This is a genomic window from Microbacterium sp. A8/3-1 (assembly GCF_040267695.1).
Taxonomy (GTDB): Bacteria; Actinomycetota; Actinomycetes; order Actinomycetales; family Microbacteriaceae; genus Microbacterium; species Microbacterium luteolum.
Genome location: NZ_CP158357.1, coordinates 4,194,822 through 4,207,720, shown reverse-complemented (window position 1 = coordinate 4,207,720; position 12,899 = coordinate 4,194,822). Strand labels below are relative to the sequence as shown.

14 protein-coding genes and 1 pseudogene are annotated in these 12,899 nt (G+C 69.9%); 10 read left to right on the top strand and 5 right to left on the bottom strand.

Annotated elements, in window-relative coordinates; all coding sequences use genetic code 11:
• Nucleotides 1-12: 12 nt before the first annotated feature.
• Both msrB and ABS642_RS20630 read left to right on the top strand, forming a co-directional pair.
• Nucleotides 13-417 carry a peptide-methionine (R)-S-oxide reductase MsrB gene (msrB, locus tag ABS642_RS20635; RefSeq protein WP_116635880.1) on the top strand — a complete coding sequence of 135 codons (405 nt, stop codon included), beginning with the start codon at nt 13-15 and terminating at the stop codon, nt 415-417.
• Nucleotides 414-995 carry a nitroreductase family protein gene (locus ABS642_RS20630; RefSeq protein WP_350351567.1) on the top strand — a complete coding sequence of 194 codons (582 nt, stop codon included), beginning with the start codon at nt 414-416 and terminating at the stop codon, nt 993-995. The genes msrB and ABS642_RS20630 overlap by 4 nt, the downstream gene beginning before the upstream one ends.
• Before the next feature lie 3 nt (nt 996-998).
• Here ABS642_RS20630 and ABS642_RS20625 read toward each other — a convergent pair whose 3' ends face one another.
• Nucleotides 999-1,937: a DMT family transporter gene (locus ABS642_RS20625; RefSeq protein ID WP_350351566.1), complete on the bottom strand. Its 939-nt coding sequence runs from the start codon at nt 1,935-1,937 to the stop codon at nt 999-1,001.
• A gap of 65 nt (nt 1,938-2,002) precedes the next feature.
• Here ABS642_RS20625 and ABS642_RS20620 point away from each other — a divergent pair, with 65 nt between their 5' ends.
• From ABS642_RS20620 to ABS642_RS20585, 8 genes are all read left to right on the top strand, one after another.
• Entirely contained in the window at nt 2,003-2,656 is a 654-nt protein-coding gene (locus tag ABS642_RS20620) for an SOS response-associated peptidase family protein (RefSeq protein ID WP_350351565.1), read from the top strand.
• Nucleotides 2,657-2,659: 3 nt separating this feature from the next.
• The gene (locus ABS642_RS20615) at nt 2,660-3,043 is read left to right on the top strand and encodes an MmcQ/YjbR family DNA-binding protein (protein ID WP_350351564.1); all 384 of its coding nucleotides are present in this window, start codon (nt 2,660-2,662) and stop codon (nt 3,041-3,043) included.
• A 108-nt stretch (nt 3,044-3,151) separates the two neighbouring features.
• Nucleotides 3,152-4,063: an ATP-binding cassette domain-containing protein gene (locus ABS642_RS20610; RefSeq protein ID WP_350351563.1), complete on the top strand. Its 912-nt coding sequence runs from the start codon at nt 3,152-3,154 to the stop codon at nt 4,061-4,063.
• Nucleotides 4,060-4,866, top strand: a complete 807-nt coding sequence (locus ABS642_RS20605) for an ABC transporter permease subunit (RefSeq protein ID WP_350351562.1) — start codon at nt 4,060-4,062, stop codon at nt 4,864-4,866. Before ABS642_RS20610 ends, ABS642_RS20605 begins: the two co-directional genes overlap by 4 nt.
• A 10-nt stretch (nt 4,867-4,876) precedes the next feature.
• On the top strand, nt 4,877-5,116 hold the full coding sequence (locus tag ABS642_RS20600) for a hypothetical protein (RefSeq protein ID WP_350351561.1): 240 nt from the start codon (nt 4,877-4,879) through the stop codon (nt 5,114-5,116).
• Between the two features lie 239 nt (nt 5,117-5,355).
• Entirely contained in the window at nt 5,356-6,177 is an 822-nt protein-coding gene (locus tag ABS642_RS20595; RefSeq protein WP_350353475.1) for a histidine kinase, read from the top strand.
• Nucleotides 6,174-6,851: a response regulator transcription factor gene (locus tag ABS642_RS20590; protein ID WP_350351560.1), complete on the top strand. Its 678-nt coding sequence runs from the start codon at nt 6,174-6,176 to the stop codon at nt 6,849-6,851. Before ABS642_RS20595 ends, ABS642_RS20590 begins: the two co-directional genes overlap by 4 nt.
• A gap of 146 nt (nt 6,852-6,997) precedes the next feature.
• Nucleotides 6,998-7,468, top strand: a complete 471-nt coding sequence (locus tag ABS642_RS20585; RefSeq protein ID WP_350351559.1) for a hypothetical protein — start codon at nt 6,998-7,000, stop codon at nt 7,466-7,468.
• A gap of 72 nt (nt 7,469-7,540) precedes the next feature.
• Here the strand turns inward: ABS642_RS20585 and ABS642_RS20580 are convergent.
• From ABS642_RS20580 to ABS642_RS20565, 4 genes and pseudogenes are all read right to left on the bottom strand, one after another.
• A pseudogene (locus ABS642_RS20580) lies at nt 7,541-8,495 on the bottom strand (aldo/keto reductase).
• 59 nt (nt 8,496-8,554) lie between these two features.
• Nucleotides 8,555-10,342: a sigma-70 family RNA polymerase sigma factor gene (locus ABS642_RS20575; RefSeq protein ID WP_350351558.1), complete on the bottom strand. Its 1,788-nt coding sequence runs from the start codon at nt 10,340-10,342 to the stop codon at nt 8,555-8,557.
• A gap of 233 nt (nt 10,343-10,575) precedes the next feature.
• Nucleotides 10,576-12,111: a VaFE repeat-containing surface-anchored protein gene (locus ABS642_RS20570; protein ID WP_350351557.1), complete on the bottom strand. Its 1,536-nt coding sequence runs from the start codon at nt 12,109-12,111 to the stop codon at nt 10,576-10,578.
• Nucleotides 12,108-12,839 (bottom strand): hypothetical protein, encoded by a 732-nt coding sequence (locus ABS642_RS20565; protein WP_350351556.1) that lies wholly within the window; start codon nt 12,837-12,839, stop codon nt 12,108-12,110. Before ABS642_RS20565 ends, ABS642_RS20570 begins: the two co-directional genes overlap by 4 nt.
• Nucleotides 12,840-12,899 lie beyond the last annotated feature (60 nt).

The window sequence follows — 12,899 nt, the reverse complement described above, 5'->3', positions numbered from 1 at the left end:
TCAGGAGGACAGATGTCGTACAGCGTGGACAAGACCGAAGACGAGTGGCGCCGCGAGCTCGGCGATGAGCAGTACGCCGTGCTGCGCCAGGCCGCGACCGAACGCGCATGGACGGGCGAGCTGCTCGACGAGAAGCGCTCGGGCCTCTACACCTGCGGAGCGTGCGATGCAGAGCTCTTCAAGAGCGGCACCAAGTTCGATTCCGGCTGCGGCTGGCCGAGCTTCTACGAGTCGATCCGCCCGGAGGCGGTCGAGCTCATCGAGGACTCCAGCCTCGGCATGGTGCGCACCGAGGTGCGCTGCGCGAACTGCGGCTCCCACCTCGGCCATGTCTTCCCCGACGGGTTCGGCACGCCGACCGGCGACCGCTACTGCATGAACTCGATCGCGATGAACTTCACTCCCGACGAATCGTGAGCGCTCTCGAAGCCGTCCGCTCCCGGCAGTCCTGGTCGAAGGTCGATGACACCGCGCCGACGCGCGAGCAGCTGCTGACCTTCGTCGCCGCGGCCGGTCGCGTCGCCGACCACTCCTCGCTGCGTCCCTGGCGTCTGATCGAGCTGCGGGGCGCCGATCGTGAGGTGCTGGGCGCGGCGATCGCGAAGGCGGAGGGCGACAAGTCCCCGTCCACGAAGCCGCTCCGCGCGCCTCTTCTCATCGCGGTGGTCGCCAGCTACCGCAAGAGCGACAAGGTGCCGCGCTGGGAGCAGGAAGCCGTTGCTTCGGGCGTCGCCCACATGCTGAGCCTGCTGCTCGACGAGGCCGGATGGGGAGTCCTCTGGCGCACCGGGCACTACACGCGGACGAAGGCGGTGGCCAAGGCGCACGGCCTCGGCCCGAACGAGGAGCTGCTCGGTTGGCTGTACGTCGGCGCGAAGCCCGCCCGACGCAAGCCGGGCAGGCGCAAGGCCGTCGACGCCCGCAAGCTCGTGACCCGCATGCCGTCGAAGACCGAGCAGGTCGAGACGAAGGCGAAGAAGAAGAAGAAGAAATAGGCGTCAGCGCCGCGGCCTGATCCGCGCGACGACGACGGATGCCACGGCGACGATCACCATCGCGACGATCTGCCACAGCGCAGGACCTGCTGCCGTCGGCCAGAAGAGGTCGATCACGACCGAGGTCACGAGCTGCCCGAGCACGGAGCCCAGGCCCATCAGGAGCACGCCTGTGTGCGCGACGATGAATGCGCCGAGCAGGATGTACGCGGCGCCGAGGAATCCACCCAGGTACAGCCACGGCTCTGCCGGCGGCGCGTCGGGCATCCCGCGGACGGCGACGCTCACACCGGCGGCGGCCGCCAGCACGATCGTGCCGGCGATGAAGCTCATCAGCGTCGCGGCGATGGGCGACTCGACCCGCTGCGCGAGCCGTCCGTTGGTCGCCGCCTGCCACGCGATGCCGACCCCGGTCGCGAACGGCAGCAGCAGCATCCACAGCGGGGCGGAGGCGAGGACGTCGCCGGAGAGGGAGATGGCGACTGCGGCGAGCGCGAGCGCTCCCCCGGCCAGGCGGCCAGGGGTCACGGCGACCACGCCGGCCGGGCCGAAGCCGATCCGGTCGAGGACCAGACCGTTCAGCGTCTGACCGGCGACGACGCCGACCGTGAACAGCGAGACGCCCAGCACTCCCGCAGTCAGGCCCTGGGTGGACACGGTGAGGGCACCGCAGGCGCCGCCGAGCAGCATCCAGAACGGGATACGCCGCTGCCGGATCCCGCCGACGAGACGGACGACGCCGCGGCGCGCCGAGGGGATGCACGGGATGACGATCAGGAGCGCGAGGAGACCGACAGCGAACGAGATGAACCCCGCGACGACGCCGTCGTCGACCTTCACCCCGAGCACGCCGTTGATGCGGGCCTGGATCGCCGTCATCACGCCGATGGCGGCCGCTCCGCCGAGGGCCAGGGGCACAGGAAGCCGGCGGGTATCGGGCACCCGTCGACACTACCCGAGGAGCGGAGGGCCGGGCGGATGTCGGCGGCCACGGCTACGCTGACGGCATGTGCGCGAGCTATGGTCTCGATCCCCGGTTCTCCGACGCGGAGCTCCTCGCTGCCGCAGACGACGCGGTCCTGGAGGGGCTGCGCGTGTGGGCGGAGGAGAACGCGGGCGAGACCCTGCGTCCGACCGGGAAGAATCTTCGCAACCTCAATCCGATCGTCGTGCAGCCCGAGACCGCTCCGACGCTGGAGCCGGCCTGGTGGGGGTTCCTCGTGAACGGTGAACCCGCGAAGTTCCCATCGATCAACACGCGCTCAGAGCGTCTGCAGGACCGTCCCGGCGGGGCGAAGTCCCGAGCGATCGTCCCGGCGACGAGCTGGTACGAGATGCAGAAGCCGTCGCGGCAGTGGCACGAGTTCCTCGTGGACGACGGCGCCCTGTTCGGGATGGCGGCGGTGACCCAGCGGGGCAAGACCGCCGACGGCGCATGGTTCACGTGCTACTCGATCGTGATGCGACCGGCGCCCGAACACCTCGCCGGCGTGCACGATCGGATGCCGGTGCTCATTCCGACGTCGTTCGCCGAAGAGTGGCTGACGGCAAACACCGGCCGCGACGTCGTCGACGAGGCGCTGTTGGCGGCTGCCGACCTCGACGATCGCGTGCAGGTGAAGCCGCGCCGCGACGACAAGCGCGCCGAGCGGCTGTTCTGACCCGTGGACGCGCGTGAACTCACGTCGGCCGCGGCCGCGCGTGCGGATGAGCTGCCCGGTTCGGAGCGGGAGAACCCGTTCGGCCCGGAGTGGGATGTGTACAAGGTGCGAGGCCGCGTCTTCCTGCTGCTGCCCCTGGACGGCACAGGGCGCGTCACGCTCAAGTCGCAACCCGACGACGCGGAGGCTCTCCGAGAGACGTTCGCCGACATCGTCCCGGGGTACCACATGAACAAGAAGCACTGGATCACGCTCAACCCCGGCCCGTCGCTCGAGGAGGGCCTCGTCACGGAGCTCGTGACCGAGTCGTACCTGCTCGTCGTCGAGAAGCTCCCGAGGGCGCAGCGCCCGGTCGACCCGCAGACGTTCGGCCAGCCGGCGAGCTGACCTCCGCCCCCGAGCCGCCGGCATCCGTCACGGGAATGACGCGCGCGCCGAGGGAACGGTACCGAGGGAGGACGCGGAGCACCCCGGTCGCTCCGTAACGTGGACGGCATGATCACAGCAGAAGGCCTCACGAAGAGGTTCGGAGACAAGACGGCCGTCGACGACGTGTCGTTCACGATCCATCCGGGCAGCGTCACGGGCTTCCTCGGCCCCAACGGCGCCGGCAAGTCGACCACGATGCGGATGATCGTCGGACTCGACCGTCCGACGTCCGGCCGTGCCGCCGTCTCCGGGCGCGAATACCGCCAGCTCCGCGCACCGCTCACGGAGGTCGGCGTGCTGCTCGACGCCAAGGCCGTGCACACGGGCCGGACCGCTCGCAACCACCTCCGCGCGATGGCGGCGACGCACGGCATCCCGGCATCCCGCGTCGACGAGGTGATCGATCTCGCGGGTATCGGCCCCGTCGCCCGCAAGCGCGCCGGAAAGTTCTCGCTCGGCATGGGCCAGCGCCTCGGCATCGCCTCCGCTCTTCTCGGCGACCCGCACACGCTGATCCTCGACGAGCCGGTCAACGGCCTCGACCCCGAGGGCGTCCGCTGGGTGCGCCAGTTCGTCCGGCATGCCGCTTCGGAAGGACGCACCGTCCTGCTCTCGAGTCACCTCATGAGCGAGATGGCGCAGACCGCCGACCACGTCATCGTGATGGGCCGCGGCAAGGTCCTCGCCGATGCGCCGCTCGCCGAGCTCGTCCGCGCGTGGACGACCAACACCGTGCGCGTTCGCACCCCGCGGGCTGCGGACCTGGCAGCCGCCGTGGGCGGACCCGACGTCGAGATCGTGAGCTCGGCTCCCGACCTGCTCGACATCGTGGGGCTCCCCTCATCGCGGATCGGCGACCTCGCCGCCGCGCGTGGCATTCCGCTGCACGAGCTCACCCCGACCACCGGATCGCTGGAGGACGCGTACCTCGCCCTCACCGGCGACTCCGTCGAGTACCGGACCAAGGAGATCTCATGACCGTCCAGGCACCCGCTGTCTCCCCGCACCGCGTCGACACCCGCCACCGGCTGACGTTCGTCCGCGCGCTCCACGGCGAGTGGATCAAGCTCGCCACCCTGCGATCCACGTGGTGGTCGATCGGCATCACCGGTCTGCTCACGGTCGCCATCGCCGTCCTGATCGCGCAGAACGTGGTCGATCCCGGCTTCAACCCCGTCCAGGCGGTCGTATCGCCGTTCCAGTTCACGATGCTGCTCGCCGGCATCCTCGGCGCCATCTCGGTCACCGGCGAGTACTCGACCGGCATGATCCGTTCGACCCTCACCGCCAACCCGGTCCGAGGATCGGTCCTCGCCGCGAAGGCCGTGGTGCTCGCCGCCACGATGTTCGTGTCGTCGCTGGTCATCTTCGGGCTCGCCGCCGTCGCCGTCTCGGTGATCGTCGCGGGTCGGGATCAGAGCATCGACTGGTCGGATCCTTCCTCGTCGCTGCTCCCGATCGTCGTCGCCTCGCTGGCGATGGCCGTGTTCACGACCATCGGCGTCGCGTTCGGCTTCATCCTGCGCTCCGGCGCAGGTGCGATCGCGGCGACCGTCGGCCTGCTGTTCGTCCTGCCCATCGTCTTGAGCATGTTCGCGATGGTCGGCGAGGCGGGACGCTGGGTCATGGACGCCGCCGGGTACCTCCCCGCGGCGGCGGCACAGGCCGCCATCCTCCCCGGCGACGGGAGCGACGCACCCGTCGCCTATCTCACGCTCGCCTGCTGGGTCGCCGCCGGGATGCTGTCCGCATGGGCCGTGCTCCGCACCCGCGACGCGTAGAGTCGGCCCCGTGAGCAGAACGCGAAGCCGCAGCGACTCGATCCGCGAGGACGAGGAGCTGCGGCTTCCGCGCGCACCGGGACTGCTCCGACGCTTCTGGGCGCGGCATCCCGTCTTCGCCGACGTGCTGATCATGCTGATCTGCCTGGTTCTCACGCTGGGCGGCGCCGTCAGCATCGGCAGCACGAGCTACCCCCGGAGCAGGTGGTGGCCACCGTCCCCGAATCGGTCACGATCGTGCTCGCGGTGATCTCCACCGTCCTCGCCGTCGCCGGGTGCGCAGCACTCCTGTGGCGCCGACGCGCACCCCTCGTGCCGTTCGTCATCGCCTTCGCCCTCGAACTCGCGTTCCTGTCCGGCACGCGCCCCGGGGGCAGTCCGATCGTTCTCGTCGCCTGCTACTCACTCGCGGTCTACCGGTCATCACGTGCAGCCTGGGTGGGTCTCGCCATCGGGGCAGGCGCAGTGACCGCCGCAGCCCTGTCGTTGATGGGTCTCGGCGTGATCACGCTCCAAGGCGGCGTCGACGGCATCCTCAACGCGGTCGTCCTCGGGCTCATCGGGACACTCATCGGAGTCAACGTCGGCGAGCGCAAACGGTATCTCACCGCCATCATCGACCGCTCCCGCCAGCTCCTGATCGAACGCGATCAGCAGGCGCAGCTCGCCGCATCGGCTGAGCGGGCGCGCATCGCTCGAGAGATGCATGACATCGTCTCCCACTCGCTCACCGTGATCGTGGCGCTCTCCGAGGGAGCTGCCGCGACGGCAGATCCGGAGCAGGCACGAAGGGCAGCGTCGACGGCGGCGGAGACAGCCAGGGGGGCCCTCACCGAGATGCGCTCGATGCTCGGCGTGCTCCGAGACGAAGGTTCCCCTGCGCCCTTGGCGCCGATGGAGCCGACACCGCCACGCGACACGGTCACCGCCGCGCAGCGAGCCGGCTACCCGGTGACGCTCGCCGTCACCGGGAGCGCCGAGGTCGCTCCCGGTGTCGCGCACGCGATCGGCCGGATCGTCCAGGAGGGCATGACGAATGCGATGCGTCATGCGCCGACCGCGACGGCGATCGCCGTGCGGATCGCCTACACCGCGGAGACCGTGACGATCGAGATCGTCAACGACGGCGTGCGCGGCGTCATCGGGAACGACGGCTTCGGCCTCCGCGGCCTCGCCGAGCGCGCCGCCCACGTGAACGGAGACCTGCGTTCCGCCCCGGACGGCACCGGACGCTGGGTGCTGCACGCCGAGCTCCCGACGTCGGGGACAGCAGCCGCCGCACCATCATCACCGAACGAGGAGAACGCATGACAGAGACGATCAGGGTCCTCCTCGTCGACGACCAGGAGCTGATCCGCGTCGGGTTCCGGATGGTGCTCGAGGCCGAACCGGGCATCACCGTCGTCGGGGAGGCGGCCGACGGGCACGCCGCGATCGCCCAGGTCGCCGCTCTCGCGCCCGATCTGGTGCTGATGGACATCCGGATGCCGGGGCTCGACGGCATCGCGGCGACCGAGGCCATCGTGCGACAGCATCCGCAGACCCGCGTCCTCGTGCTCACGACCTTCGATCTCGACGAGTACGCCTTCGGCGCGATCCGTGCGGGGGCCAGCGGTTTCCTTCTGAAGGACGCGCAGCGCCACGAGATGATCTCGGCTGTCCGCGCCGTGCATCGCGGTGATGCGGCGCTCGCTCCCCGGATCACGCGGATGCTGCTGGAGCACGTCACTCCGCAGCTCGGAGCCGCGCGTGCGGAACCCGATCCGGCCGAATCCGCTCGGCTCGCGGAGCTCACCGATCGGGAGCGGGACGTGTTCCTGGCGATCGGCCGCGGTCTCACGAACGCCGAGATCGCGCAGTCGCTCTACGTCGGCGAATCCACCGTCAAGACCCATGTCGGGCGCGTCCTGGCGAAGCTCGGCGCGCGCGACCGCATCCACGCGGTGATCCTCGCGCATCGCCTCGGGCTCGTCGGGGACGACTGATACCCACTCCACCCGGACGGTCGGCGATCCCGGGAATCGGGCGGCGTGCGACTTCGGGGCGTGCCGATATACCGGTACCCTGGCTGTGCTCGGCAGTCCCGGCGCGCCGCGCCGGTTCTGCGAAGACTCGCACCGGAGGATCCCCCATGAACGAAGACTCCCCGTCCCCAACCCTGTCCCGCCGCGCTCTCGTCAAGGGCGCCGCATGGTCCGTCCCCGTCGTCGCTGTCGCGGTCGCGACCCCTCTCGCCGCTGCGTCCGTCCCGCCGCCCGCAGCATTCTGGGCAACCGGCGCCACGGTCAGCGTCGTGAGCGGCAACGCCACGAACTACACGCTCGAGGGAAGCGACTCCGAGGGGGAGCTCGCCTCGCTCCCCGTCGGAAGCTCCGTGACGATCACTCCCGACGCCGGCGTGACCCTCGCGTTCGTCAGCTCCCTGGGGATCACCGTCACCAGCAACCCGGATGGCACCATCACCGCGGTCATCACGGCGGCAGACACCACGAACGTCCGCATCCGCTTCCGTCCGACCGGCCCGTCCGGGTCGGGCTATACGATCACCACCAACGTGCCCATCGCGCCCTTCACCGAGACGATCGCTGTCACACTGACCTGATCCGATGAGAAAGCGGCCGCGAGGGATGACCTCGCGGCCGCTTTCTCATGAGCGCAGAATGCCCCGTCGCGGTCAGGCCTGAGCGGGTATCCACTCCGAGACGCGGTTCAGCTGCTCCACCTCGTCGACGGTGAGCTCGAGCCGCGCGCCCGCGAGAAGGTCCGGCACCTGCTCGACGGTGCGGGCGCTCGCGATCGGTGCGGCGACGGCTCGGCTGCGCGCGCAGCCAGGCGAGCGAGGTCGCAGCGATCGACGCACCGTGGTTCTGCCCGATCTCCTCGAGTGCGTCGATGATCCGCAGTCCCGCGTCGGTCGCGTACTTCACGGCGCCCTGCGCGCGCGGCGACTCCTGGCCCGCGGCATCCGTCGAGCGGTACTTGCCCGTGAGGAACCCGCTGGCGAGGGAGTAGTACGGGACGAGGCCGAGGCCGAACTCCTGCGCGACCGGGATGATCGTCTCCTCGACGACATTGCGATGCACGAGGTTGTAGTGCGGCTGGACGGCGACCGGGCGAACCACGCCGAGACGGTCGGCGATGCCGACCCATTCGCGGATGCGCTCCGCGGTGTAGTTCGACACGGCGACGTGGCGCACGAGGCCGTCGGTCACGAGCTGCCCGAAGGCGGCGACGGTCTCCTCCAGTGGCACCGACTCGTCGTCGAAGTGCGCGTAGTACAGGTCGATCGCATCGACGCCCAGTCGCGCGAGCGATGCCTCGGCGGCCTTGCGCACGTTCGCTCCCGAGAGCCCACGGAAGTCGGGGTGCTGGCTCACCTTGGTCGCCACGACCACATCGGACGGTCTGCGCGACGCGAGCCACTCGCCGATGATCGTCTCGCTCTCGCCGCCCGAATTGCCCGGAACCCAGGAGCTGTAGGAGTCGGCCGTGTCGAGGAAGTCGCCACCGCCGGCGATGAAGGCGTCGAGCACGGCGAAGGACGCGTCGCGGTCGGCCGTCCAGCCGAACACGTTGCCCCCGAGGGAGAGCGGGAAGACGTTGAGGTCACTGGTTCCGATACGAGTCATTCTCAGGACAACGGCGCGCTCCGAGGACGCATTCCCTCATGACGGCGTGTTGCGCGCGTCTAAGGATCGCTGATGTCGAAGGTCATCTGCTCCGGATCGGGGCCCCACGGGTCGAAGATGACATCCGGGTCCCACACGTCCAGCGGATGTTCGTCCATCGGTCCCCAGAAGCCGTCGCCATCCAGCGCCCGGAAGGTGAACCAGTACCAGCCCTGGGAATGCATGCGGAGTCGCTTGATCGCGTGTCCGGTGCTGTCCAGGGGGATCACAGCCGAGTGCCCCTCGATGCTCGTGATGTAGATCGACCCGTTCGCCGGACCCGTGGCGGCGATGACCAAGCCCGTGGTGCTCGCCTCCGTGACATCCATGTCCTCGGTGCCGGTGATGTTCTCGAAGCCTTCGATGACGATGGGGAGGATCGTGAAGCTGCCCGTCGCCGCGGGCGACTCACCTGTGTCGTCGAACGCCCAGGCCTGATAGTCGTGCGTGCCGGCGGGGAGCTGGAGGGCGCGCGGATCGAATGACCACGTGCCATCGGGGGCGATCGCCGGGGTGTAGCGCGCGCCCCCGACATCCACCGCGACCGTGGATCCCGGCGTCGCCGCCCCCGACAGGACCGGAGCCAGGTAGCCGGACGACGAGGTAGGTGTGAGGAGTCCCGGGCTCAGGCCCGAGCCTGATCCCGGGCCGGGTGTGGTTCCCGGTGCCGTCACCGGCGCCGTGGGGCTGAGCGGCCCGGCAGCCTCAGGGTCGTTGACCAGGTCGACCGAATCGATACCGGGGTCGTTGATCCAGCGCCCTGTGCGAGGGACCGGCTGCGGCCCGGTGACGATCGGCGCCACGTCCGTGCCGTCGGGCGCCTCGGCGCCGGTCACGGGATGCGCTGCGGCGGACGTGCTCTCGGTCGCGGCGAGAGGCGGCGAGGACTCGATCGGTGCCGTCGGGGGGAACAGGAAGGACCCGAGCAGAATGCCGCTGACGGTGAGTACGCCGATCCCGCCGACGAGCAGACTCGTGACGCCGACACCGGTGCCCGCCGCGACGATTGCCGCCGCGGCCGCGGCGGTGCCGGGTGCGAGCGCACCGGTGGATGGCAGCACCACCCCGAGGGCGCCGAATCCGACAGCAGACAGGGTGACGCCCTGAAGGCGACGAGCGTCGCTGCGCATGTCGAGGAGCAGCTCTCCGCATTCGCCGCACGATGCCACGTGATCAGTGACCTCTCGCGCCACCGTGTCGTCGAGCGGATCGGTGAGGTGTCGCGGGAAGAGGCGGGCGGCATGCGCCTCATCGTCGCGCAGGGGCAGAGGGATCTGCGTCGTGAGCCAGTGGAGCTTCAGTCCACTGCGGGCACGGCGCTGCAGGGCGGAGACGGCGTTCGGCTTGATGCCGAGCTCACGCGCGATCTCGGGGCGCGGGACATCGGCGACCTCGGTCAGCCACAGCACGCGCTGCCAGCGTTCGGGGAGCTCTTGAAACGCTCCGAGGAGCTGTTGCGCGTTCGACTCCCGCTCGACGAGGTGGAGGGCGTCGCGGAAGTGCGGACGATCGGCCTCGACGGTGTCGTCGATGCGGTCGGCCTCCTTCCGCCACCGGATCGCGGTGTTGCGGATCACGGCCTTGAGGTACGAGCGGAAGGCGAAGTCGGGTCCCGTGCTCGTCGTCGTCACCTGCTGGTAGACGGCGAGGAGCGCTTCAGAGGCGAGGTCCTCCGCATGCGAGGGGAACAGCCGATGCGCGTACCGCAGGGCGGCGCCGATGTGGCGTTCCCACAGGACCGCATACGCGCGCTGGTCGCCGTCCCGGAGCGCGCTGAGGAGTTCTCGATCGCTGCGAGAATCTTCCACGTCTTCCCTTTCCAGAGAAACGCCCGCTCGTCGTGGCCGCTGCCGAGCCGCCGCCGCCGAGCAGCCGACCGCGAGTCCAATCGCACGATCGATCCGAGTTTGAATAGCCATTCAATGGTAGCGCCGGACGGGGTGGGTTCGCGAGAGCCACCGCGAACCGAAAGTCGTGCCGACGGAACGCGGGCAGAGGAGCGGAGAAGGATCTCGCGCCTCTGCCCGCGCACGCTCACGGGTCAGGCGTCGACAGCGCGCCGCCTCACCCGCATCAGGATCACGCCGGCGAGAAGCGCGGCCAACGCCGCCGCCGTGATCATGGTCGGTGCCGGGGAACCGGTGGCGGCGAGGTTTCCGCCGCCCGGAGTCGGCACGGTGGGTGCACCGGGATTCGGTGTCGTAGGCCCACCCGGCGCCACGGCCTCGACGGTGACCGTCTGCGCCGCATCGTCGATGTCGGTGTGCCCGGCGATGGGCTCAACGTCGAGGTCAGAACCCAGGTAGAGCCATTCGAAGGCGACGAGCACGTCTCCCGCGAACCCCTCGGGTACGACGAAGCTGACGTCCACGGTGCCGTTCGCGCTCGTCGGCGTGAACGTCGTCGACCCCGTGATGCCGGTCGGCTGGCCGTCCGACTTGCGCATCAGCTCGCCGACGACCGTGTACTCGGTGCCCGGCACGAGGTTCTGGAAGGAGACGGTGTCGATCACCGTGCCTCCGTTCGCGCCCAGCACCCGGTCCCCGTCGGCGGCGTCGACCAGCGATGTCCCGATCACCGGCTCCGCCGCGCCGGGCAGAGCCGCCCAGTCCACTGCGGCCTCACCCGTCGTCTCTGCCGTGTCGGGCGCCACCAGGATCATCGACTGCGCGTGGTCCTCTGCCGTCGGCGTGCCCCCGGGCGCGTTCGGCACAGAGATCACGGCGCCGATGCCGGTCGAGCCCGCTGCCGTCACCCGCACGGTGGCGCTCCCCGCGGCCGTCGCCTCCCGCAGATCCAGATAGAGCTCCTGGCCATCGACCACCGCGCTCAGGTCCACAGGGGTCCCTGCGGCATCCGTCACCGTGACGGCGGGGTCCACGGAGACCACGACCGATGCCTGATCGGTGCTCACCGTGAAGGGTCCGACGAGACTCCCCGCGCTCTGGGCTGCGCTGGGCGCCGTCACCGAGGCCGTGACCTGGAGATCTCCCGGGGTCAGTCCCGGGCTGGCGTTCGCGCCGTCGAGGAGGTGCCAGTAGGCAGCCTCCGAGTCGGGCGTCTCCCATGCCCACGGGGCATCGAAGTCCAGCTCGGTGTACCGCCAGATCGCGTACTGGGTCGCCTCGATGGCATCATTCCGCGAGATGCCCGGAACCCCGGCCGCCGCACCGAAGTCTTCGAGACTCACGGCCGGGTAGCTGTTCGCGAGCACCCAGAGCACCTTCCCGGCGACGGCCGGATCTGTGAAGCGGTTCTGGCCGAGGTAGCTGTCGAGGTCGCCGGCCGTGCCGAGCAGTCCGGTCCTGGCCGCGACGTCGTGCTCGATGCAGTACGCCCAGTAGTCCGGCTCCCCCTCCTGGACCCCCGAGGACCAGATCGGGTAGATCCCGGTGCCGTCGTACCCCTCCTTGCTGCCGATGAAGACCGCATCCCCCGGGGCGACATCCGCCGCCATGGCCGCGCTGACGCCGCCGGGCGCCAGGACGACGGCGCCCAGTGCGAGCAGTGCACCGGCGAGCCAGCTTCCTGCGCGGCTCGCCCCTCTCGTCACCCCCGTGCCGCTCCGGCGGTTCATGCCGCGCAGACCGGGTTCAAGGCGGTGAACGTGAACGGGCCGACCCAGATGTTCTGGGGCGGCCGATCTCCCAGCGAACGCCCCGAGTTGTTGGCGACGAACGTGAGGTCGAATGCGCTGAGAGGCGGCGCGGTCACCTGGACGTTTCCGGCGGCGCTGGTGGCCGCGACCTCGGGGTTCGGCGAGCCGGTGAACGGCCGCCACGCGTTGGCGCTCGTTCCCTGGCCGCGGATCCAGTCGGTGTTGTACGTGCCGGTGCCCTCGGAGACATACACGCGCTCCGCACCGCCGAGGCCGTCCAGAGCCTGGAAGCCGTCGATGTCCTTGATCGTGTAGGCCAGATCCGCGACGGTGACCGTCACGCCACCCAGGGCGAAGCTGAACGTGACGCGCTGCCCTCCGCCGATGTTGCGGAGGTCGGCGGTGTCGAGCGCGAGATGCACGCTGGGCTGTGCTTCGCCACCCTGCGTCGTGGAGTCGAGACGGAGATTGTTCGTCTGGTTGATGGTCATGTTGTTCGCGCCGTTGGGCACCGCGCTGAGCGTCAGCGTCAGATCCTTGCCGTCCCCGAAGACGTCCACCCAGGTGAACACCGCGGAGGTGGCGCTCAGCCGCGTGTACGAGGCGGTGGTGGTGCTCAGGCCCGCCGTGCACGCCACGGACGCGGCCGCCAGCGGTGTGGCCACGGCAGCAGCGATCACCGGCAGCGCCCACGCCGCACCTTGCACGACCGTTCTCCGCGAAAGACCGCTCCTCGGGACCGCTACCTGTTGCTCGTTCATCTGATC

Excerpts from the sequence above, each read along its gene's own strand:
- ABS642_RS20605 (WP_350351562.1), top strand. The coding sequence starts at position 4,060 with ATGACCGTCCAGGCACCCGCTGTCTCCCCGCACCGCGTCGACACCCGC.
- ABS642_RS20585 (WP_350351559.1), top strand. The coding sequence starts at position 6,998 with ATGAACGAAGACTCCCCGTCCCCAACCCTGTCCCGCCGCGCTCTCGTC.
- ABS642_RS20610 (WP_350351563.1), top strand. The coding sequence starts at position 3,152 with ATGATCACAGCAGAAGGCCTCACGAAGAGGTTCGGAGACAAGACGGCC.
- ABS642_RS20590 (WP_350351560.1), top strand. The coding sequence starts at position 6,174 with ATGACAGAGACGATCAGGGTCCTCCTCGTCGACGACCAGGAGCTGATC.
- ABS642_RS20570 (WP_350351557.1), bottom strand. The coding sequence starts at position 12,111 with ATGAACCGCCGGAGCGGCACGGGGGTGACGAGAGGGGCGAGCCGCGCA.
- ABS642_RS20595 (WP_350353475.1), top strand. The coding sequence starts at position 5,356 with ATGGGTCTCGGCGTGATCACGCTCCAAGGCGGCGTCGACGGCATCCTC.
- msrB (WP_116635880.1), top strand. The coding sequence starts at position 13 with ATGTCGTACAGCGTGGACAAGACCGAAGACGAGTGGCGCCGCGAGCTC.
- ABS642_RS20620 (WP_350351565.1), top strand. The coding sequence starts at position 2,003 with ATGTGCGCGAGCTATGGTCTCGATCCCCGGTTCTCCGACGCGGAGCTC.